This window comes from Streptomyces sp. NPDC104581 (genome assembly GCF_055583685.1).
Genome location: NZ_JBVJNN010000006.1, coordinates 19,683 through 40,171 on the forward strand (window position 1 = coordinate 19,683; position 20,489 = coordinate 40,171).

Annotated in this window: 20 protein-coding genes; 10 read left to right on the forward strand and 10 right to left on the reverse strand. The window is 72.6% G+C overall.

Going from position 1 to position 20,489, the window contains the following annotated elements:
- The first annotated feature begins 70 nt into the window (after positions 1–70).
- Positions 71–1,195: a small ribosomal subunit Rsm22 family protein gene (locus ACZ61E_RS07290; RefSeq protein ID WP_469698333.1), complete on the forward strand. Its 1,125-nt coding sequence runs from the start codon at positions 71–73 to the stop codon at positions 1,193–1,195.
- Here ACZ61E_RS07290 and ddaH read toward each other — a convergent pair.
- Entirely contained in the window at positions 1,187–2,128 is a 942-nt protein-coding gene (gene ddaH / locus ACZ61E_RS07295) for a dimethylargininase (RefSeq protein ID WP_469698615.1), read from the reverse strand. The genes ACZ61E_RS07290 and ddaH overlap by 9 nt on opposite strands.
- 144 nt (positions 2,129–2,272) lie before the next feature.
- On the opposite strand from ddaH, the gene ACZ61E_RS07300 reads away from it, so the two are divergent.
- Positions 2,273–2,893 carry a TetR/AcrR family transcriptional regulator gene (locus ACZ61E_RS07300; RefSeq protein ID WP_469698335.1) on the forward strand — a complete coding sequence of 207 codons (621 nt, stop codon included), beginning with the start codon at positions 2,273–2,275 and terminating at the stop codon, positions 2,891–2,893.
- 256 nt (positions 2,894–3,149) lie between these two features.
- Positions 3,150–3,902: a bifunctional DNA primase/polymerase gene (locus ACZ61E_RS07305; RefSeq protein WP_469698337.1), complete on the forward strand. Its 753-nt coding sequence runs from the start codon at positions 3,150–3,152 to the stop codon at positions 3,900–3,902.
- Positions 3,903–3,975: 73 nt separating this feature from the next.
- Here ACZ61E_RS07305 and ACZ61E_RS07310 read toward each other — a convergent pair whose 3' ends face one another.
- The 4 genes from ACZ61E_RS07310 to ACZ61E_RS07325 are packed head-to-tail and all read right to left on the reverse strand — an operon-like array spanning position 3,976 to position 8,057.
- Positions 3,976–4,965, reverse strand: coding sequence for an SCO2278 family lipoprotein (locus tag ACZ61E_RS07310; protein ID WP_469698339.1), 990 nt, complete (start codon positions 4,963–4,965; stop codon positions 3,976–3,978).
- Entirely contained in the window at positions 4,962–5,891 is a 930-nt protein-coding gene (locus ACZ61E_RS07315) for a heme ABC transporter ATP-binding protein (protein WP_469698340.1), read from the reverse strand. The genes ACZ61E_RS07310 and ACZ61E_RS07315 overlap by 4 nt, the downstream gene beginning before the upstream one ends.
- The gene (locus ACZ61E_RS07320; protein WP_469698342.1) at positions 5,888–7,033 is read right to left on the reverse strand and encodes a FecCD family ABC transporter permease; all 1,146 of its coding nucleotides are present in this window, start codon (positions 7,031–7,033) and stop codon (positions 5,888–5,890) included. The genes ACZ61E_RS07315 and ACZ61E_RS07320 overlap by 4 nt, the downstream gene beginning before the upstream one ends.
- 1 nt (position 7,034) lies before the next feature.
- Entirely contained in the window at positions 7,035–8,057 is a 1,023-nt protein-coding gene (locus ACZ61E_RS07325) for a heme/hemin ABC transporter substrate-binding protein (RefSeq protein WP_469698344.1), read from the reverse strand.
- 210 nt (positions 8,058–8,267) lie between these two features.
- On the opposite strand from ACZ61E_RS07325, the gene ACZ61E_RS07330 reads away from it, so the two are divergent.
- The 3 genes from ACZ61E_RS07330 (at position 8,268) to ACZ61E_RS07340 (ending at position 12,467) form a co-directional block, all read left to right on the forward strand.
- Positions 8,268–9,848 carry an HtaA domain-containing protein gene (locus ACZ61E_RS07330; protein WP_469698346.1) on the forward strand — a complete coding sequence of 527 codons (1,581 nt, stop codon included), beginning with the start codon at positions 8,268–8,270 and terminating at the stop codon, positions 9,846–9,848.
- A 66-nt stretch (positions 9,849–9,914) separates the two neighbouring features.
- Positions 9,915–11,504: an HtaA domain-containing protein gene (locus ACZ61E_RS07335; protein ID WP_469698348.1), complete on the forward strand. Its 1,590-nt coding sequence runs from the start codon at positions 9,915–9,917 to the stop codon at positions 11,502–11,504.
- 276 nt (positions 11,505–11,780) lie between these two features.
- Entirely contained in the window at positions 11,781–12,467 is a 687-nt protein-coding gene (locus ACZ61E_RS07340; protein WP_469698350.1) for a PhzF family phenazine biosynthesis protein, read from the forward strand.
- 24 nt (positions 12,468–12,491) lie between these two features.
- On the opposite strand, the gene ACZ61E_RS07345 is transcribed toward ACZ61E_RS07340, so the two are convergent.
- Both ACZ61E_RS07345 and map read right to left on the reverse strand, forming a co-directional pair.
- Complete coding sequence (locus ACZ61E_RS07345) at positions 12,492–13,157, reverse strand: biliverdin-producing heme oxygenase (protein ID WP_469698352.1); 666 nt, start codon at positions 13,155–13,157, stop codon at positions 12,492–12,494.
- Between the two features lie 165 nt (positions 13,158–13,322).
- Complete coding sequence (map, locus tag ACZ61E_RS07350) at positions 13,323–14,180, reverse strand: type I methionyl aminopeptidase (protein ID WP_469698354.1); 858 nt, start codon at positions 14,178–14,180, stop codon at positions 13,323–13,325.
- Positions 14,181–14,426: 246 nt separating this feature from the next.
- Here map and ACZ61E_RS07355 point away from each other — a divergent pair, with 246 nt between their 5' ends.
- On the forward strand, positions 14,427–14,654 hold the full coding sequence (locus ACZ61E_RS07355) for a hypothetical protein (protein ID WP_469698356.1): 228 nt from the start codon (positions 14,427–14,429) through the stop codon (positions 14,652–14,654).
- A 373-nt stretch (positions 14,655–15,027) separates the two neighbouring features.
- Here the strand turns inward: ACZ61E_RS07355 and ACZ61E_RS07360 are convergent, their stop codons facing one another.
- Both ACZ61E_RS07360 and ACZ61E_RS07365 read right to left on the reverse strand, forming a co-directional pair.
- The gene (locus ACZ61E_RS07360; RefSeq protein WP_469698358.1) at positions 15,028–16,395 is read right to left on the reverse strand and encodes an MFS transporter; all 1,368 of its coding nucleotides are present in this window, start codon (positions 16,393–16,395) and stop codon (positions 15,028–15,030) included.
- Positions 16,396–16,461: 66 nt separating this feature from the next.
- Positions 16,462–17,199, reverse strand: a complete 738-nt coding sequence (locus tag ACZ61E_RS07365; protein ID WP_469698360.1) for a hypothetical protein — start codon at positions 17,197–17,199, stop codon at positions 16,462–16,464.
- 134 nt (positions 17,200–17,333) lie between these two features.
- Here ACZ61E_RS07365 and npdG point away from each other — a divergent pair, with 134 nt between their 5' ends.
- Entirely contained in the window at positions 17,334–18,044 is a 711-nt protein-coding gene (gene npdG, locus ACZ61E_RS07370) for an NADPH-dependent F420 reductase (protein WP_469698362.1), read from the forward strand.
- A 117-nt stretch (positions 18,045–18,161) separates the two neighbouring features.
- On the forward strand, positions 18,162–18,347 hold the full coding sequence (locus ACZ61E_RS07375) for a hypothetical protein (protein WP_469698364.1): 186 nt from the start codon (positions 18,162–18,164) through the stop codon (positions 18,345–18,347).
- A gap of 60 nt (positions 18,348–18,407) precedes the next feature.
- On the opposite strand, the gene ACZ61E_RS07380 is transcribed toward ACZ61E_RS07375, so the two are convergent.
- Positions 18,408–19,208, reverse strand: coding sequence for a site-2 protease family protein (locus tag ACZ61E_RS07380; protein WP_469698366.1), 801 nt, complete (start codon positions 19,206–19,208; stop codon positions 18,408–18,410).
- Positions 19,209–19,436: 228 nt separating this feature from the next.
- On the opposite strand from ACZ61E_RS07380, the gene ACZ61E_RS07385 reads away from it, so the two are divergent.
- Positions 19,437–20,489, forward strand: a 1,053-nt coding sequence (locus ACZ61E_RS07385) for an AfsR/SARP family transcriptional regulator (RefSeq protein WP_469698368.1), incomplete at its 3' end; no start/stop codon positions are given.

Here is a 20,489-nt window from a genome sequence, read left to right on the forward strand (position 1 = left end):
CCCGTCAGCTGCCCGCCGAGTGTGGGACGGTCGGATTCAGGCCACTGCCGGGACGCCTACAATTTCGGCGGTGAACGCCTCCCTCCCCACCGCCGAAGCCCTGCGTGCCGCACTGGCCGGACTGCTCGACGGACTGCCGCCGAGCCAGGCCGCCCGCGCCGTCGAGCGGCTGATCGCCAACTACCGGGGAGCCACCCCGACCGGTACACCGCTTCTGCGTGACCGTTCCGACGTCGCCGCCTACGCCGCGTACCGGATGCCCGCGACGTTCGAGGCCGTACGGTCCGCGCTCGAAGCGCTCGCCGCCGCCGCGCCCGGGTGGGCGCCGGCCCGGCATGTGGATGTCGGCGGTGGCACGGGGGCGGCGGTCTGGGCGGCGGAGGCAACCTGGCCGGATCAGGGCGACGGCGACGGCCACGGGGGCGGCGAAGGCGAGGAGGGCGCGGCCGGGGGACGTACCACCACGGTGCTGGACTGGGCCGAGCCCGCACTCGCCCTCGGCCGTGAGCTGGCCCTCGATTCGCGGGTCCCCGGGCTGCGGGACGTCGAGTGGCGCCGTACCAGGATCGGTACGGGCCTCACGCTGCCCGGCAGCGACCTCGTCACCGTCTCGTACGTCCTCAACGAACTCACCGACGGCGACCGGGCCGCCCTCGTCGCCGAGGCGGCGCGCGCCGGGCAGGCCGTCGTGATCGTGGAGCCGGGGACGCCCGACGGCTACCAGCGCGTCATCGAGGCCCGCGACGTGCTGATCGGGGCGGGCCTGCGCGTCGCCGCGCCCTGCCCGCACAGCGGCGCCTGCCCCATCGAACCCGGCACGGACTGGTGCCACTTCGCGGCGCGGGTCAGCCGGTCGTCGCTGCACCGTCAGGTGAAGGGCGGCTCGCTGGCGTACGAGGACGAGAAGTTCAGCTATGTGGCCGCCGTGCGCCTCGCCGCCGAGCCGGTGCGGGCGCGGGTGACCCGCAAGCCGCAGACCCGCAAGGGGCAGATGCTGCTCGACCTCTGTACGGAGACGGACGGACTGCGGCGCGAGACGGTGAGCAAGCGGCACGGTCCGCTCTACCGGTCGGCGCGGGACGTGTCGTGGGGCGACGCCTGGCCGCCCCACGACGCGCGGCGCGACAACGCGCCGGACCGGTCACCGGATGCGTCACCGGACCGGTCACCGGATCAGTCGCCGGAATCAGGCTGAGAGCAGCAACTCCCGCCGCACGTCCAGCTCTTGCTCCTGCCGTAGCTCCTGCGTACAGCACTTCACGCTGCCACCGCCCTTGAGCAGCTCACCGAGGTCCATCGCGATCGGCTCGTAACCGCGGTCCCTGAGCGGCGCGAAGAGCCCGGCCGCGGCCTGCGGCAGCAGCACATGGCGGCCGTCGCTCACGGCGTTGAGCCCGAGGGCCGCCGCGTCCGCGTCCTGGGCGATGATCGCGTCCGGGAACAGCCGGGCCAGCACGGCCCGGCTGCCGGGCGAGAACGCGCCGGGGTAGTACATGACCTCGTCGGCCGCGTCGTCCAGGACGCAGAGCGCGGTGTCCAGGTGGTAGTAGCGCGGGTCGACCAGATCGAGACCGATGACCGGCCGGCCGAAGAACTCCTGTGCCTCGTCGTGCGAGAGAGGACTGGACCGGAAGCCCCGCCCCGCCAGGATGTACGAGGCGGTGACGGCGAAGTCGCCCTCGCCCTCGTTGATGTGCGCCGGCTCGTGGATGTCCGTGAAGCCACGCGCGCGGAACCAGGCCAGATGCGCTTCGGCCTCCCGCGTCCGCTCGGGGTGCGCGAACCGCGCGCCGAGCACACGGCCGTCGATGACCGTGGCGCCGTTGGCGGCGAACACCATGTCGGGCAGGTCGGGTCGGGGTTCGAGCAGGGAGACGGTGTGCCCGAGAGCGCGGTAGCGGTCGCGGAGCACCTCCCACTGCGCGAGAGCCAGCGGCAGGTCCACCGGTTTCGACGGATCCATCCACGGGTTGATCGAGTACGTCACTCTGAAATGCGCCGGTGGGCACATCAGATAACGGCGGGGCGAGGCGTCACGAGGCAACTGGGGCTCCTCACGGACGGACGGGGCGCACGGGGTGTGTGCGTTGACCCATGGTCCGCCGTGCGGGGGCGTTCGCGCAGTGATCCGATCGGGTGGTTCACGCAGCGACACCGAAGCGGTGGCGCGGGGGGTTTTCCTCCGGCAGCCGGTCCAGATGATCCGCGCGGGAGCGGCCCCGGACCCCTTCGGGCGAGACGGTGCGTCTCGCCTCACTGGTAGGCTGGTGCGATGGCTGAGAGCAAGGCACCGGATTCCACCCGCCGCAGTGAGAAGTCACGGCGCGCGATCTACGCCGCCGCCCTGTCGCTGGTCGGTGAGGCCGGTTACGCGAAGACGACGATCGAGGGCATCGCGGCCCGCGCGGGCGTCGGCAAGCAGACGATCTACCGCTGGTGGCCCTCGAAGGCCGCCGTACTCCTCGAAGCCTTCCTCGACATGGGGGAACAGGCCGCCGAAGCCGCCGGCGGCGCCGACGACTACGGGATCCCGGACACCGGTGATCTGGCGGCGGACCTCAAGACGGTGCTGCGCGCCACGGTCGACGAGCTGAACGATCCCGCGTTCGAGGCCCCGACGCGCGCGCTCGCCGCCGAGGGCATCGTCGACGCGGCCATCGGCGCCCAGTACGCGGAGAAACTGCTGGAGCCGCAGGCCGCCCTCTATGTACGGAGGCTGCGGGCCGCACAGGAGGCGGGGACCGTACGGGACGACATCGACCCGCGCACCGCGATGGAGCTGCTGACCGGCCCGATCCTGCACCGCTGGCTGCTGCGGACGCTGCCCCTCACCCACGACTACGCCGACTCGCTGGTCGACTACACGCTGAGCGGGCTGGCCCCGCGGCACTGAGTGCCCGCCGGCGTCTGCGGCCGGTCCGGACCCGGACGCCACTTGGACCGGACCAGGATCGGACCCGGGGAGTGTGTCCGACACCACGGGCTCTCATCGACCGTATCGGTGGGCTATTTGCCCATATGGCGCGTGATGACGCCCGGTGATCGGCATCCGCCCGCCCACCCCGGTTGGGGAGTGCGGCCCCCCGAAGCGCAGGATGGTGCGAACATGGAAGTGTCGACGAGGGCCGGCGCATGAGGTGAGGGGATAGATGGGCGACGATTTCGGCCGCTACCGCGGCACTGAGGGCAAGGTTTCCCAGTGGCTGCGCCGACTCGCCAGAAAGCACGACGACGGCCGGTCGACCGCCGCGGACGCCGACGCCCGCGAGGCCCTTCTCCTCGCCGTCGCCGCGGCCGGTATGCCCGTCTCGCCCGCCGCGCATCCCATCGGCTACCGGTGTTCGTGCGAGCGCATCGGCTGTCCCACCCCCGCCAGGCATCCCGTCTCGTTCGCCTGGCAGACGCAGTCCACGACCGACGAGGCACAGATCGAGCGCTGGGCCAGGAACCAGCCCGACGCCAACTTCATCACGGCGACCGGTCTCGTCCACGACGTCCTGGACGTTCCGCTGGAGGCGGGCAGCAGGGCGCTGGAGAGGCTGCTCGACGCGGGTGTCGACGTCGGCCCGGTGGCCGACTCCGGCGGCGACCGGATGCTGTTCTTCACCGCCACCCGCGGCACGCCCGAGGACGAGGACGAGTGGTGGCCCTGTGAACTGGACTGCCACCCCGAGACGATGGACGAGCATCCGGGCTTCCGCTGGCACTGCCGGGGCAGTTACGTCCTCGTACCCCCGGCCAGGCTGCCCGGCGAGCTGTCGATGACCTGGCTGCGCGGCCCCGAGCATCCGCTGCCCGACCCGCTGACGCTGCTGGAGACGCTGACGGACGCGTGCGCGCGGTACGCGGGCGAGAACCACGAGCAGGACCCGCACCCGGTGGCCTGGCCGCTCGGCCGCTGACCACCGGCGAGAGCGTCCGGCGGGACCCGGCGCACGGGCGCGCGGCTCGTGCGCGGGCGTCCCCGAGGGGGTGTCAGGAGCCTTCGGCCCCTATCACCCCTTGCAGTCTGCTCACCACGTCCACCTGGTCGCCGCCCGCGCCGTCGGGCCTCACCACCGCCGCCTGGCTCGACACCCACTCCTTGGTGAGGGTGTCCTTCACCTCACCGGTCATCAGCGCCTTCACATCGGCGGAGACCTTCGGGGTGTAGCCGCGGGCGGCCGTCTGCCGGTCGAAGTACCTGAGCGCGTAGAAGACCAGCGCGCCGCCGTCCTCCGTGGCGAGCGCCAGAGGCGCGAAGTCCCCGGTGTCCAGGGGCTGATCGATGTACTGGATGGTCAGACCGGGCAGCTTGGCGTTCTTCTCGCGAAGGTTCCGCCACTCGCTGGTGTGCGGTCCGGGCGCGAAGTGCGCGGGCTCGCCGCTCTTGAGATACGAGGCGTACTCGCTGCTCATGTCGCCGGGAGCCACTGCCGGTGACCCGCCGTCCGCCGGGACCGGTTCGACGTGACCGTCCTTGTCGGTCTTGAACTCGGGGATCTCGTCCGGCGTCAGGATCGCGAGATAGGCGACCTCCCACAACTGGTCGGCCCCGTTGCGCACGAAGACCAGCACCCAGCGGTTGTCACCGGGACCGTCGTCCTTGTCGCGGTTGCTGTCGGTGTCGGCGACGAACCAGCGCGGCCAGCCCGCCTTCTTCGGGATCAAGAACTTGGCGTCCGTCAACTCCAGCGGCTGGTGCCGGTCGTTGCCGTCCGGGTTGGTGATGCTTCTGGCCTTCAGCCCGGCCTGGTTGATCGCCCCCAGCGCGCCGGTGACCCGGCCGGCGTCCAGCGCGGGGTCGTACGCCTTGTCGGCCTTGTTGTACGCCTCGGTGAAATCGGCCAGCGCCCGGGCGGCTTCGGACTTCTTCGCGCCCGGAAGCACGGCCAGTTCACCGTGGACCGTCATACACCCACTCGCGAGCAACGACATCACCGTCGCTGATGCCAACCCCGCCGCTGCCCGAATCGGCCTTCTCATCGGTCGCCTTCTGCTCCGTGTCCCCCACTGACCGTCCGAACCCTACCGGTCCTGTCCGGAAGCACGAGCGGGGTCCCGGTGCGTGGGTGCGGGAAGACCTCCACGGGCTGGCGGTAGACGCGGCTGAGCAGTTCGGCACCGAACACCTCGGCCGGCGGGCCGTCCGCGACGAGCCGTCCCCCGTGCAGGACGGCGGCCCGGTCGGCGTGCGCGGCGGCCAGCCCGAGATCGTGCAGCACGACGACGACGGCGTCACCGGCCGCCGCCCGATTCCGGCAGATACGCAGCACCAACTCCTGGTGGCGCAGGTCGAGTGCGGCGGTCGGCTCGTCGAGGAGGAGCAGCTGCGCGCGCTGGGCGAGAACCCGGGCGAGCGCGACGCGGGCGCGTTCGCCGCCGGAGAGCGCGGCGAAGGGGCGGTGCGCGAATTCGGTGACCTCGGTCGCCGCCATGGCCTCGGCCACGGCGGTGTCGTCGTCCTTCTCGGACGCCGTACCCGCCCACGGCGCCCGGCCCATCCGTACGACCTCCTCCACCGGGAACGGGAAGGAGAGCGTGGCGGCCTGTGGCAACACGGCCCGGCGCAGGGCGAGTTCGGGCGCGGACCAGTCGGCGGCGGGGCGGCCGGCGATCCGTACGCCGCCGCTGTCCGCACCCTGGTCGGCCGCGAGCGCCGCCAGGAGCGTCGACTTGCCCGCCCCGTTGGGTCCGACGAGCGCGAGGACCTCACCTGCGCGTACGGTGAGGCCGACACCGCCCTCGGCGCCACCGAGCACATCGTGCCGCCCGAACCGTACGCGCAGGTCCCGTGCTTCGGCGACGACGTCCCCGTGCGCGACGGGCACGGGCAACTCCCTGCCCCGCACCGCGAATCCGCTCAGGAGCACGCGGTGCGCCGTCGCCCTCACGACCGTGCCGGCCCTCATGCCCAACCCCCTTGTCCGCGCCGTGTCCTGCGCAGCAGCCAGAAGAAGAACGGGCTGCCGAAGAGTGCCGTGAGGACACCGAGCGGCAGTTCGGCCGGGGCCGCGACCGTACGGGCCGCGAGGTCGCCCGCGACCAGCACCAGCGCGCCACCGAGCGCGCTGCCCGGTACCAGGAAGCGGTGGCCGGGACCGTTCGCCATCCGCAGCAGATGCGGGACCAGCAGCCCGACGAACGTGATGATCCCCGCCACCGCCACGGCGGCGGCCGTGAGCAGCGCGACGACCAGGACCAGGACGACTCGGAGCCGTTCGACGTCCACGCCCAGGTGCCTGGCCGGCCGCTCGCCCAGCGCCAGGAGGTCCAACTTCCGTGCGTAGAAGGGCGCGACGGCGAGACCGAGCAGTGCGCACGGCAGTACGGCGAGCACCTTGGGCCAGGTCGCCTGCGCCAGCGAGCCGAGCTGCCAGAAGGTGATCTGGGCGATCTGCGCGTTGTCGGCGAAGAAGACGGACAGCCCGATGAGCGCGCCCGCGAAGGCGTTCACCGCGATGCCGGTGAGGATGAGCGTGACCACCTCCGTACGGCCGCCGGAGCGGGACATCGTGTACACCAGCAGCACGGTCAGCAGCCCGGAGACGAACGCGCAGACGGTGACGGTCCAGTTGCCGAGGAAGCTCAGGCCGAGCGCGATCGACGCGACGGCGCCGACCGCCGCGCCCGCCGAGATGCCGATGACGCCCGGTTCGGCGAGCGGATTGCCGAACACGCCTTGCATCAGGGCGCCCGCGCAGCCCAGCGAGGCCCCGACGAGCAGCGCGAGGACGACACGCGGCAGCCGGACGTTCCACAGGACGCTCTCGGGGACCCGTTCGAGCGGGGCGCCGCCGAGGCCGATCCGGTGCCACAGGGAGCCGATGACGTCGCCCAGCGGTATGTCGTACGCGCCGAGCCCGGCGGAGAGCAGAGAGAGCAGGAGCAGTGCGCCGAGGAGTGCGACGGTCAACAGCCACGTCGTTCCGCGCTGTTGGGGCCGCTTCCGCGAGGGTGCGTTTCCGTACGGGAGGTGGCCCGGCGGCGCGGGGGCGACGGCGGACGGGGGCGGGGACGCGGGAGCGGGTGCCGGTGTGGGTGTCGTCGTCACGTCACTCGCCGTCCGGGTAGAGCTGTTCGACCAGGGAGGCGAGCACCTGGTCCGTACGGGGCCCGTAGTTGAGCAGTACGCCGTCGTCGACGGAGACGAACCGGCGGTCGAGACCGGCGGGTGTCTCGGCCACACCCGGGATCTTCACCAGGCCATCGGGACCGCCGACCGACTCAAGTCCCTTGCTCATCAGGAGGATCGCGTCGGGCGCGGCCTTCGCCAGTGCCTCGCTCGTGACAGCGGTGAAGTCCTTGTCCAGGCCGGATTCCTTGCCCGCGTCGACGGCGCCCGCCGCCTCCAGCAGTGAACTCGCCCCGGAATCACGGCCACCGAGCAGATAGACCGAGGCAGAGCCGCGCAGATAGAGGAACGCCACACGCGGCTTCCCGCCGTCGCCGGACGCCGGGATGCGCTTCTGTACGGCGGCGATCCGCTCCGCCGTACGCGCGCTCAGCTGCTCGCCCGCCGCGTCGACGCCCAGCGCCCGCGCCACCGTCTCGATGCGTGTGCCGACGTCGTCCAGGCCCTTCGCCGGCTCGACGACGAGCAGCGGGATCCCGGCGTCACGTATCTGGTCGACGGCTTCGGCGGGGCCGGTGGTGGTCTCGGCGATGACGAGCGTCGGCCGCAGGGACAGGACGCTCTCGACGGAGACGTCGTGGGCGCGGGTCACCACCGGCAGCTTCTCGGCCTGTTCGAAGGTGGCGGTGATGTCGCGGGCCACGACGTGCTTTCCGAGGCCGAGGGTGAAGACGATCTCGTTGAGCGATCCGGTGAGCGGAACGAGTCGGTCCGTCGAAGTGACGGTGACCTTCGTGCCGTCGGCGGAGTCCACCGTGACCGGGAGCGCCGGATCGGGGACGGCGGCCAGTGGTTCGACGCGGTCGGCGGCGGCCGCCGTAGCGGCGGCCTTCGCCGTCCCGCCGTCGCCGGTGTCACCGGTGTCGCTTCCGTCGCAGCCGGTGGCGGCCAGGGCGAGGGTCAGCACCGAGAGGAGTGCGCCCGCCAGGCGTTGAGTGCGCACGGAGTGCACCGTCCCGTCGTCTGTGGAGTCCCGTGTGGAGTCCGTCGAGGCGCCTGGGCGGAAGGGTTCCGGCCGGGCTGAAGATAGCTTAGGTTAGCCTTACCTTGCTTGCTAGGTCCGGGGCGGCTTCGTCAACCGGGCTTCCCCGGCGTGCCCGTGGCCGCCTCCGTCCAGCTCCGTTTACGTCTCCAACGTGGGAGTGATCCTCTGATGCTGTCGTCCGGACCGGTGCGCGCTCTCGCCCTCGCGCTGCTCGCCGTGCTCCTCGGAGCCATGATCCCGGCGGTCACGGCGCAGGCGGCGGACCGCACCGTGCGGGGCGGCAGGCTCGACTGGGGGATCAAGTCGTCCTTCCAGAGCTATGTCACCGGCCCCGTAGCGGGCGGCAGTTGGACCCTGAACGGGGGAGCCGCCACGGTGGGCGGCAGCCAGTTCCGGTTCCACTCCGCCTCCGGGACGTACGACCCCGACAGCGGCGCCCTGCGCGCCGGCTTCAGCGGCGGCGTCCGCTTCGTCGGGCACACCGAGCCCGACGGATCGTACGAGCTGGACCTCACCATCAGCCGTCCCACGGTCCGTGTCTCCGGCGGCCGGGGCACCCTGCACGCCGACATGACCAGCAAGGCCAAGGGGAGCGGAAAGGTGACCACCGCGTCGCAGGTTCCGCTCGCCACGCTCGATCTCGGCGGAATCGACATGCGGGGCGGCGGCAGCCCGGTCGCGCTCAGCAACGTCCCCTCGACACTCACCGCGCAGGGCGCCACCGCCTTCGCCGGTTACTACGAGGCGGGCACTCCGCTCGACCCGGTCAGCCTCTCCGTGGACGTGGCCGCGGCGAAGGACCCGGCGCGGCAACCCGCCGAGAAGCCGTCCGGCGAGGCCCGCGACGACGGCGACGGCGAGGCCGGGGAGGAGCGGGCCGACAGCGCTCTCCAGGACGCGGCCGTCGACTGGGGAGTGCGCCGTACCTTCCGTGAGTACGTCACCGGCTCCATCGCCGAGGGCCGTTGGACGCTCGGCGACGGCGCGCGGGACGGCGGGGCGCTGTTCCGCTTCCCGAAGGGCAAGGGCACGTACGACGCCGAGAAGGGCACGCTCGACGCCGACTTCGCGGGCAGTGTCCGCTTCACCGGCAACCGACTGGACCTCAAGCTCAGCGGCATCGGCGTTCGGGTCAAGGGCGGCAAGGGCACCCTGGCCGCCGACGTCACGACCGAGGGCGGGGCACCGCGCCGGGCCGTCTCGCTCGTCACCTTCGCCGCCAAGGACTTCACACCGGAGTACGGCCTCGCCGTACTCACCGAGGCCCCCGCGACGCTCACCGAGGCCGGTGCCAAGGCGTTCGGCTCCATGTACACGGCGGGCACGGTGATGGATCCCGTCTCGCTCGCCGTCGCCGTCGACAAGAAGGCGGAGCTGCCCGCACTGCCCGATCTGGGCAGTGACGTCGAGGCCTCCGCCGCTCCGAAGGCGGGCGCGGCGGACGGAGCCACCGAGCCCGCGGAGGTGGACGGTGCCGCCTCCGCCCCGGCCTCCTCGTCCTCCGCCGTCCTCACGTACACGGGCGTCGGCGCCGCTCTGCTGCTGGCCGCCGCGCTCGCGGTGTACCTCGGGGTCCGGCGCCGCGGAAAGACGGCGCCGGCGGCCCCGGCCTCCGGTCCCGACTCCGCACCAGCACCTGCCTCCGGTCCCGACTCCGCACCAGCACCTGCCTCCGGGCCGGACTCCGGGCCAGCACCTGCCTCCGGGCCGGGCTCCGGTGCCGCCGGCGGGCACGACGGACCCTCCTGACCTTCCGTCCCCCTCCCCACCCCCCGCTCCTTTCGCGCATTACCTTCATCGAGGAGATCCCCGAACATGCTTGCCACCCGTCGTCCCACCGCCCTTGCCGCAGCGGTCGCCACAGTCGTGGCCATCGGCGCGACCGCGCTCGCCGTCCCGGCGTCCGCGGCCGGCGGCGCTCCCGCCGCCGCCCCCGGAGCGCCCGCCGCGCCCCAACTCGAACTGGAGGACGGCACCCTGGAGTGGGGCTTCAAGGAGTCCTTCCGCAAGTACCTGCTCTCGCCCGTCGCCGCCGGGAAGATCACGGCCGCCGACGGTGCCACCCAGGCCGCCGGAAACGGTGTGTTCACCTTCACGGACGGCAGGGGCACCTACGACACCGGCACGCACGCCACCGCCACCGCCTTCAAGGGAAGCGTCCACTTCGAGGGCCACCACGGCGTACTCGACATCAAGTTGAGCGATGTGAAGGTCAACACCACCCGGGTGGACGGGGAGATCACCGCCGACGTCACCAGCGTGACCGAGGGCAGGTCCGAGACGCGCGACGACGTCCCGATCGCCGATCTCGACCTGACGACAGCCCGGCCGGGGCAGGGCGAGAACGGCGCGATGGTCTTCACGGACATTCCCGCCAAGCTGACCGCCGAGGGCTCCGAGGCGTTCGCGGGCTTCTACGCCGCGGGCGCCGAGCTGGACCCGGCGACGCTCTCGGTGACGGCGGTGAAGGACCCCACTGACCCCACCGATCCCACCGACCCGACGGACCCCACCGCCCCGACCGATCCCACCGACCCGGTTGATCCCACTGACCCGACGGATCCGGCCGACCCCACCGACGAGCCCGCGGTCCCGCCCGTCGTGGACGGTCCGATCGTCGACGGCAATCTCGACTGGGGCGTCAAGAAGAGCTTCCGTACCTATGTGACGGGCCCCATCGCCAGGGGCAAGGTCGAACTATCCGCCGGAGCGGTCCGGTCGGGCGACGCCTACCGCTTCCCGAAGGCCACCGGCTCCTTCGACGCGAAGGCGCAGACCCTCTCCGCCGAGTTCGCGGGATCGGTCCGCTTCCTGGGCCACGAGGAGCAGGGCTCGTACGTCCTCGACCTCAAGCTCAGCGCTCTGGAGGCCGAGGTCGAGAACGGCAAGGGCACCCTTGTCGCGGACGTCAGCACCAAGGACCGCGCGACCCACGAGGTCTCCACCTTCGAGGACCTCACCATCGCGACGCTCGACCTGCCCGCCGGTGAGCTGAAGGCCGAGGACGGCGTCGTCACGCTGAACGCCGTGCCCGCCTCGCTCACCGCCGACGGCACGAAGGCGTTCGGTGGCATGTACGAGGAGGGCGAGACGCTCGACGCCCTCACCGCGGCCGTCTCCCTCACCAAGGACGGTCAGCTCCCCGGCGGTTCGGGTGGTGCGGGTGGCAGCTCCGGCGGTACGGACGGTGCGACGGGCGGTACGACCGGCGGCGCCGGCACCACCGGCGGCACGGCGGGCGGTGGATCCGTCGGCGGCTCCGCTGGCGGTACCGGCAGCCTCGCGAGCACCGGCGCCGAGGTCCCGGCCGGTGCCCTGATGGGCGCGGCGGGCGCGCTCGCCGTCGCGGGCGGGGCGGCGGTCCTCATCGCCCGGCGCCGTAACCCGGCCACCGGCGAGATCTGACAGCCCTGCCGGGCGGCCGGCCCCGGCCACGGCGGGGGCAGGACAGGGCCGTACCGTGCGATCCGCACGGTACGGCCCTGTCGCGTCGACGGCGCGGCCCTGGCAAGGCGGTGGCGAGGCGGTGCGGCTGATGCCGCGATTCCCGCTTGATCCGCCGGGTCTTCTACCATCGGCACCTGCCGGGTTGGGACCAGCCCGGTTCGGTACGGCAAGGCGTGGAGGTGCCAGTGCTGTCCTGGTTCTCGATCGGCACGGCGTACGCGCCGGAGGAGTCCGGTGACTGACTTCGGCGGCCGCGGCGCGGACGGCGGCGGCGACATCGAGGTACTGCGCGTCTTCTGCGCGGGCGACGGCCGGTACGGCAACGCGCTCGGCGTCGTACGGGAGGGCCGCGACTACCCCGACGAGGCGTCCAGGCAGGCGCTCGCGGCCGAACTCGGCTTCAGCGAGACCGTGTTCGTGGACGACCCCGAGCGCGGCAACGTGGACATCTACACACCGGGCCTGCGGCTGCCCTTCGCCGGACACCCGCTCGTCGGGGCCGCCTGGCTGCTCGACCTGGAGACGGTCAACCCGCCCGTAGGCGAGGTGTGGGTGCGCCAGGACGGCGAGTTCACCTGGATCACGGCGCGCCCCGAATGGTCCCCGCCACGCACCCTGCGCCGCCACGAGACGGTCGCGGAGATCGACGCGCTCCCGGCCCCGCCGCCGGGCGAGGGCTGGCTGTACGCGTGGGCCTGGGAGGACGAGTCGGCCGGCCGCGTACGGGCACGGGGCTTCCCGCGCCGTGACGACGGCATCGTGGAGGACGAGGCGACGGGCGCGGCGGCCCTGCTCCTCACCGCCGAGCTGGGCCGCGCGCTGAACATCACGCAGGGCCGGGGGTCGCAGATCCTCACCGCCCCCGGCCCCGACGGCTCGATCGAGATCGGTGGACGCGTCCGCCTGCTCCCGCCCCGCTGAACGCGGTCCACCGCGTCGGCGGGCTCACGCGCTGAGCGGGAACTCGCCCTCCAGCTCGTGGAACACGGCCCCGTTGAACTCGAAGGCCCGGTTGCACTCCTCGATGATGCGCTGCTTCTCCAGGTCGTCCACCGGCAGGTCGTCCAGCAGCTCGCGGTAGGCGCGCTTGAACGCCGCCGGGTTGCCGATCCGGTCGAAGACGTAGAAGCGGACGCCGTCGCCCTTGCGTTCGAAGCCCCAGGTCTTCTCCGCGATGTCGCGCACGACCTGGCCGCCGGAGAGATCCCCGAGATAGCGCGTGTAGTGGTGGGCCACATAGCCGCCGGGCCAGGTGCGGGCGCACTCGGTGATCCTCGCGGCGTACGCGGCGGTGGCGGGCAGCGGCTCAAGGCCCTCGCGCCAGCCCGCACCGCGCAGATGCGTCAGATCGCGCTCCAGGGCGTCGGAACGCATCAGCTCCTGCCGGATGAAGGGGCCGGCGACCGGGTCCCCCTCGACCGCTGGAGCGGCTTCCTCCAGCGCCCGGTACACGAACCACAGCTGTTCGGTGTAGCGCGCGTACGCCTCCACGCCGAAGCGCCGGCCCAGCAGGTCGCTCATGAAGGTCGAGGTGTTCACCTCGCTGTGCTTCTCGTGCGAGGCGACACGGATCTGCGTGGAGAACGGGGTGGCGGTGGCGCTTGCGTCCAAGGCGGGCCTCCGGGCCGATGGGGACGGAAAACCAGACCGAGATCCGGCGGGGCAGCACGGGCGCTTGCCTTCGCCGATCCTCCTACTTAGGCTTACCTAAGTCAACTGGTTCCCGGCGTCCTGTCGGTAAGAAAGCTACCCCTTGATCGCGAGGGGGACACCTGGTCAGGGCAGGGTGAGAATCTCCGCGCCGGTGTCCGTCACCACGAGCGTGTGCTCGAACTGGGCGGTCCGCTTGCGGTCCTTCGTCACCACGGTCCAGCCGTCGTCCCACATGTCGTACTCATGGGTGCCGAGCGTGAGCATGGGCTCGATGGTGAAGGTCATTCCGGGCCGCATCACGGTCGTCGCGTGCGGACTGTCGTAGTGCGGGATGATCAGCCCGGAGTGGAAGGACGAGTTGATGCCGTGTCCGGTGAAGTCCCGGACCACGCCGTAGCCGAAACGCCTGGCGTACGACTCGATGACGCGGCCGATGACATTGACCTGCCGGCCGGGCCGGACGGCCTTGATGGCCCGGTTCAGCGACTCGCGGGTCCGCTCGACCAGGAGCCTCGACTCCTCGTCGACGTCGCCGCAGAGATAGGTGGCGTTGTTGTCGCCGTGCACGCCGTTGATGAAGGCGGTGACGTCGAGATTGACGATGTCACCGTCGCGCAGGACGGTGGAGTCCGGGATCCCGTGGCAGATGACCTCGTTGACCGAGGTGCAGAGCGACTTGGGGAACTCGCGGTAACCGAGGGTGGAGGGGTACGCCCCGTGGTCCACCATGAACTCGTGGGCGACCTTGTCGAGCGCGTCCGTCGTCACGCCGGGCGCGATGTGCTTCGCGGCCTCCTCCATCGCCTGCGCGGCGATTCGGCCGGCGATCCGCATCAGCTCGACGGTCTCGTCGGACTGCACCTCCGGGCCCGTGTAGGGCGTCGGCAGAGGTTTCCCGACGTACTCGGGGCGCGGGATTCTTCCGGGAACGGAACGGACGGGGGAGAGTTCCCCGGGCACGAGCAGCGACTGGCCAGACATACCTGCGAGTCTAAGGGCTGTCCCGTCGTCCCCGGCGGGCGCGCGACGACGGCTGCGGCGCCTCGCCGCGTTGTCGGATCGCCCGAATACGCCCAGTATGAGGACGATCCTCCGCCTTGCGACGCACCGCACCTGGCGCCGCGCGCTGATCCACCGGGGATGACGGGACAGCCCTTGACCAGCGTTCAAGAGCCGCTGGTGGGGCAGCCTGATCCAGAAGACGGACCTCAGTGGAAGGAGCCGACGATGGCCCTGTTCAAGAAGCGCACGGCGGGCAAGCCGGGCGAGTGGTACTACTGCCTCGAGCACAAGAAGGTCGAGGAGGGGCCGGACTGCCCGGCCAAGGACCGCTTCGGCCCGTACGCCTCCAGACAGGAGGCGGAGCGCGCGATGGAGACGGCGGCCGACCGCAACCTCGACTGGGAGACGGACCCCCGCTGGCACGACAACCCGGCGGACCGTCCCCCGAGCTGACGGCCGCCGAGGGCGTGTCCGCGAAGTCCCGCCCGGTCCGCGGTCTCTGGCACGGAACCTGCCCCCCGTAGCCCACGGGGGGTGCCCCCGCGCTGCCGTGAGTCGGCCGAGAACGCCCGGTACGAGGCCGGTCCTCCGCCTTGCGACGCACCGCACCGGACGGCCGCGGGTCCCGCCCTTCGGGAGGCCCGGCGCCCGTCGTGAAGACAGGTCCACGGGCTGCCGCGTCGAGCACGTCCGGGGTGCTGGCGCCGGCCGGCCGGCCACGGCGAGCCCGTCCGGCGTCCGAGGACGGGCCTCCGACCCCCGGCGACGGCTTCCCGCCAGGGACCGGGACCGGGAGGCCGGCGCCGCGCCGAGTGGCGGCACCGCGTCAGAGCGCCACCCCGGGCGAGGGCGCCTGGTCCCCGGTGGTGGCAGCCCCGCCACCGGCCCCTTCGGCGCCCCCACCGGCAGCCGCGTCCGCAGCCGCCGCCTCCTCCTGCTGTGCCTTGCGCCGCAACGCGTCCTCGTCCGTCTCCGAGTCGTACGTCATCAGCTTCGGCAGCACCGCCGCCAGCAGCCCCACCGCCACCACACACGCCACCCCACCGCTCCAGACCGCCGGGCGGGTCCCCGTCCAGCCGGCCACCGTGCCCGCGCGGACCTGGCCCAGCTGCGGCCCCACGCTGTACGAGAGCACCTCCAGGCCCGCCAGCCTGCCGCGCAGCTCCTCGGGAATCGTCTGGTTCCAGATCGTCGAGCGCCCCAGTCCGCTGAGCATGTCGCCCGCGCCCGCCAGCATCAGACAGAACAGCACCAGCCAGATGTTCGGCATCCAGCCTGCCATCGCCATCGCCAGGCCCCAGCCCGCCGCGCCGCCCACGACCATCAGCCCGTGCCGCCTGACCTTCGAGGCCCAGCCGCTGGTCAGGCTGATCAGTACGGAGCCGAGCGGGATCGCCCCGTACATCAGTCCGAGCGCCCACTCCGCGTCCAGGTCCTCCGCGAGGAACGGGAAGATCGCGAGCGGGAAGGCGAAGAACATGGCGCTCAGATCGATCGCGTAGGTGCCCAGCAGCACCGGCTTGCCCGACGCGTACCGCGCGCCTTCCGCGATCCCGCGCAGTGACGGTTTCGTCGCCTCCTTGGAAGGCGGCGCCGGACGCAGCCGCAGACACATCAGTACGGAGGCGACGAACCCGGCCACGGTCAGCGCGTACGCCGTCGCCGCCCCGGAGAACGCGACCACGACACCGGCCGCCGCGGGCCCGGCGACCGCCGCGATCTGCCAGCGCAGCGCGTTGAGCGCTGCCGCAGCGGTCAGCTGGGCGTGCGGCACGATCCGCGCGATCAGGGAGTCCAGCGCGGGCCGCTGGATGCCCGCGAGCGCGGAGACACCCGCGGCCACCACGTACAGCGGCCAGAGTGCCGGGTGCGGCAGCAGCGCGTTGACCAGCAGGATCACCGCGAGCAGTCCGAGGCCCGCCTCGGAGAGGAGGATCAGCCGGCGGCGGTCGACCGCGTCGGCGAGCGCGCCGCCGTACAGCCCGAAGACGATCAGCGGCACCAGCTCGACGGCGCCCATCGCGCCGACCGCGAGAGGCGAGTCCGTGAGGTCCTTGATCTGGAGCGGCAGCGCGATCATGGCCATGGAGCTGCCGAAGTAGGTCACCAGGCCCTGGATCCACAGGAGCCGGAACTCGCGCAGTGTGCGCAGCGGAGTGAGGTCCGGCAGGATCGCCGAAAGCGTTCTGGTCACGAGAGGCCATGCTGCGTCGTGACGGTCGGCTCGGGCAAATCCTTTATCCGGCCACCTGTCCCGGCGTCACCAGCGGCCCGGCGGCGGCGAGGTCAACTGGTCGGCGAGCCGCGACAGCCGGTCACGGAAGCTGAGCCTGCCGCGCGTCGCCGGGAGACTGTTCTCGCCGGCCGCCGCGCTCACCAGGTGCTGAACCATGTCGAGGTCGACACCCGACGCCGCGTCGTCCGCCCCCGCGTCGTCCGCCCCCGTCTCGTCCGACGTCGGCTCATTCGGTGCCGCACCGGCCGCTTCGGCCGCCTTGTCCGCCTCCTCGTCGCGGGGCCCTCCCGAGGGCCCGTCGTCCCGGACCGCCGGGGTGATGGTGAGCGTGTCGTGCGCCAGCCCCACCACCTCCGCGTCCCCGGTGCCCAGCGACAGGACCGTCGCCCCCGCCCTCCGCGCGTCGTGCACCCGCTCCAACAGCCCGCCGTCCGGCCGCTCCGGCGCCACCAGCAGCAGCGTCTCACCCCGCCCCGCGCCCTCCAGCCTGCCCAGCCCGACGGACAGATGGGCGGGATCGGCGGGCCGCACCCGGTGCCGTACGAGCACCGGCGCCAGCTCCGGGCGGCCGGACCACGCCGCCTCGTCCACCAGGTGCGCGGCCAGATGCCACGGCTCGTACGCCCGGGTCCCGACGAGCAGCAGCCCGCCCCCGTGGGGCACCACGGACGACCGCAGCGACGCGGCGAACCGGCGGGTCGCCGACGGCCACTCGGTACCGGCGAGGACTTCACGGAGCAGGGCGACGCGTACGGCATCCATGGGCCGGGATCCTGCCGCAGCGCCACGCCCCGCGCCGGGGGTCGGTGCCGCGTCACCCGAACGGGTCACTCCGGCTGCGTGGGAGCGATGAGGGCGTGGGGGAGGCTCCCGGACCGGCAAGTAATGTCGAGGGCATGACCTCAACTGACAGCGGCAGCGCGCCGAAGCCTCCCGCCAAGGACCCCTGGGAGCTCCCCGACGTCTCGGACCTGACCGTCGGAGTACTCGGCGGCACCGGCGACCAGGGACGCGGGCTCGCCTACCGGCTGGCCCGCGCCGGGCAGAAAGTGATCATCGGCTCCCGCGCCGCCGAGCGCGCCGAGACGGCCGCGGCCGAACTCGGCCTCGGTGTCGAGGGCGCCGACAACGCCGGATGCGCGCGCCGCAGCGACATCGTGATCATCGCGGTGCCCTGGGAGGGCCACGCCAAGACGCTGGAATCGCTCAGGGACGAACTCGCGGGCAAGCTCGTCGTCGACTGCGTCAATCCGCTCGGCTTCGACAAGAAGGGCGCCTACGCGCTGAAGCCGGAGGAGGGCAGCGCCGCCGAACAGGCCGCCGCCCTGCTGCCCGGATCACGCGTCACCGCCGCCTTCCACCATCTGTCCGCCGTGCTGCTCCAGGACCCCGCGGTCGAGCAGATCGACACCGATGTGATGGTGCTCGGCGAGGTACGGGCCGACACCGACATCGTGCAGGCGCTGGCGGCCCGTATCCCCGGCATGCGCGGGGTGTTCGCGGGGCGGCTGCGCAACGCGCACCAGGTGGAGTCCCTGGTGGCGAACCTGATCTCGGTCAACCGCCGTTACAAGGCGCACGCGGGCCTGCGCGTGACCGACGTCTGACGGCCCCCGGCGTCCCACCTCTCCCGGGACGGACCTGGGCGCGGGCGGGCATGGGGGTGGGGGACACTGGACGGGCGCCGCAGTCCCGTCCGTCACGCCCCGACAGGAGCCGACCCCATGCCCCGCCTCGCTCTCTACGCCCTCGTCGTCTGCCTCCTGGCCACCACGGCGGCCGTGGTGGCCTTCGTGCGGGGGGAGATCTGGCTCGGCGTCGTCTGGGTGCTGCTGGCCGGGCTGTCGTCGAACATGACCTGGTACTACCGGCGCAGGGCGAAGGCGGCCGGCGGCGCGGGCACCGGCTGAGGAACGGCCCTGCGCTGCTTGGCGGATCAGGCCCCGGGGGCCTGATCCGAACGACAGGCCCTAGCCGACGAACGACTGGCAGAGCTCGTCGCGTGACTTCCAGAAGCGGTAGAAGTTCTGACCGCAGTACGTCTCCAGGTCCGAGATGCCGAGGCCGCTCAGGACCGCGTCGATCCCGTCGAAGAACGCGATGTTCACCTCGGGGATGAACAGGACGCCGAAGACCGCGAGCAGCCCGAACGGCGCGAACGGCTCCACCTGCGCGCGGACCTTGCGGGACAGCCACGGCTCGATCACTCCGTAGCCGTCGAGTCCCGGCACCGGCAGGAAGTTGAGGATCGCCGCCGTCACCTGGAGCAGCGCGAGGAACGCGAGTGCGAAACGGAAGATCATCGGTACGCCGTCGAGCATGCCCAGCCAGAACGGGGCCGTGCAGACGACCGCGAAGAGGATGTTCGTCAGGGGGCCCGCCGCCGAGATCAGACTGTGCCGCCACCGGCCCCGGATCCGGCCGCGCTCGATGAAGACCGCGCCGCCCGGCAGACCGATGCCGCCCATGATGACGAAGACCACGGGGAGCACGATGCTCAGCAACGCGTGAGTGTACTTCAGGGGGTTGAGCGTCAGATACCCCTTGGCGCCGATGGAGATGTCGCCGCTGTGCAGGGCGGTGCGCGCGTGCGCGTACTCGTGCAGACAGAGCGAGACGATCCACGCCGAGGTGACGAAGAGGAAGACGGCGATACGGGCGTCCGCCGCGAAGTCGGTCCACACCGCCCACCCCGTGACCGCCATGACGGCGGCGATCCCGAGGAAGACGGGACTGATCCGCCGGTCGCGACGGGAGGGGGCGGTGGTCATTCGCGGCTCCTGGGGATCCGGAGTGGGTGCGGGCGGTGGCACGGCCGGCGGCGCGCGGCGTGCCCGACCGTACAGGCGGCACGGCGGAAACGTCTCGCGTGCGGGGGTTGGTTCCGGCGACGCCGGGCGCCGTACGGGGGGAGGGCGCGAGGGACGGGGCGGCACCTGAGAACGGCGCACCCGGGGGAGCGGGCGGCCGACCGAACGGCCGTGCCGGACAATGGTCACGTGCGCTACCGGCTCCTCGGCCCCACACGGGCACTGCGCGCCGACGGCACCCCGTACGCCGTCGGCGGCGCCAGGCTGCGCGCGCTGCTCACCGTACTGGCGCTGCGGCCCGGCAGGACCGTCCCCGCGGCGACGCTCGTCGACGAGGTCTGGGACGGGGAAGCCCCCGCGGACGCGGCGGGCGCCCTCCAGGCGCTGGTGAGCCGGCTCCGCCGGGCGCTCGGCGCCGGGACGGTCGTCTCCGACAGCGGGGGCTACCGGCTCCGCGCCGACCGGGACGACGTCGACCTGTACCGCTTCGAGCGGCTCACGGCCGAGGGGGTCAGGGCGCTGGACGACGGCGGGCCCGAGCGGGCGGCCGTGCTCCTGGACGAGGCGCTGGGCCTGTGGCACGGACCCGCGCTGTCCGACCTGCCGGACCGCAGGTCGGAGGCGGCGCGCTGGGAGGCCCGCCGGCTGGGCGCCCGCCGGGCCCGCCTCACCGCGGCGCTCGTCCTCGGCCACGCGGAGGAGGCACTGCCCGAACTTGCGGCGCTCTGCGACGACCACCCGATCGACGAACTGCTCCAGGCACTGCGCATCCGCGCACTGCGCGCGGTGGGCCGCACGGCGGAGGCGCTGTCGGCGTACGAGGAGGTCCGCCGCGACCTCGCGACCCGCCTGGGCATGGACCCGGGCCCGGAACTGCGCACGCTCCACAAGGAGTTGCTGAACCCGGACGCGCACCCCGACACCCCCCGCACCACGACACGCACCCGACCGGGCCCGCCCGGCCCGGCCGCCGCCCCCGGTGACTCGCCCCCACGCGATGCGGCACAGCGGCCCGCGCCTGCCCCGGAGGGGCCGACCTCGTCGGAGGCGGGTCCCGCGTACGGCACGTACGGCCCCGGCCCGTCCGGTGCCGCCCCTGCGGCGGCGGAGTCGACCCTCTCGGGGGCGGGCGAGGCACCCTTTCCATACGGTGCGGCCCCCGCCGCCCACGGCTCGGGCCGGTCCGGTACGACTTCCTCGGAGGTCGCTCCGGCGCACGACGTGTACGGCTCCGGTCCGTTC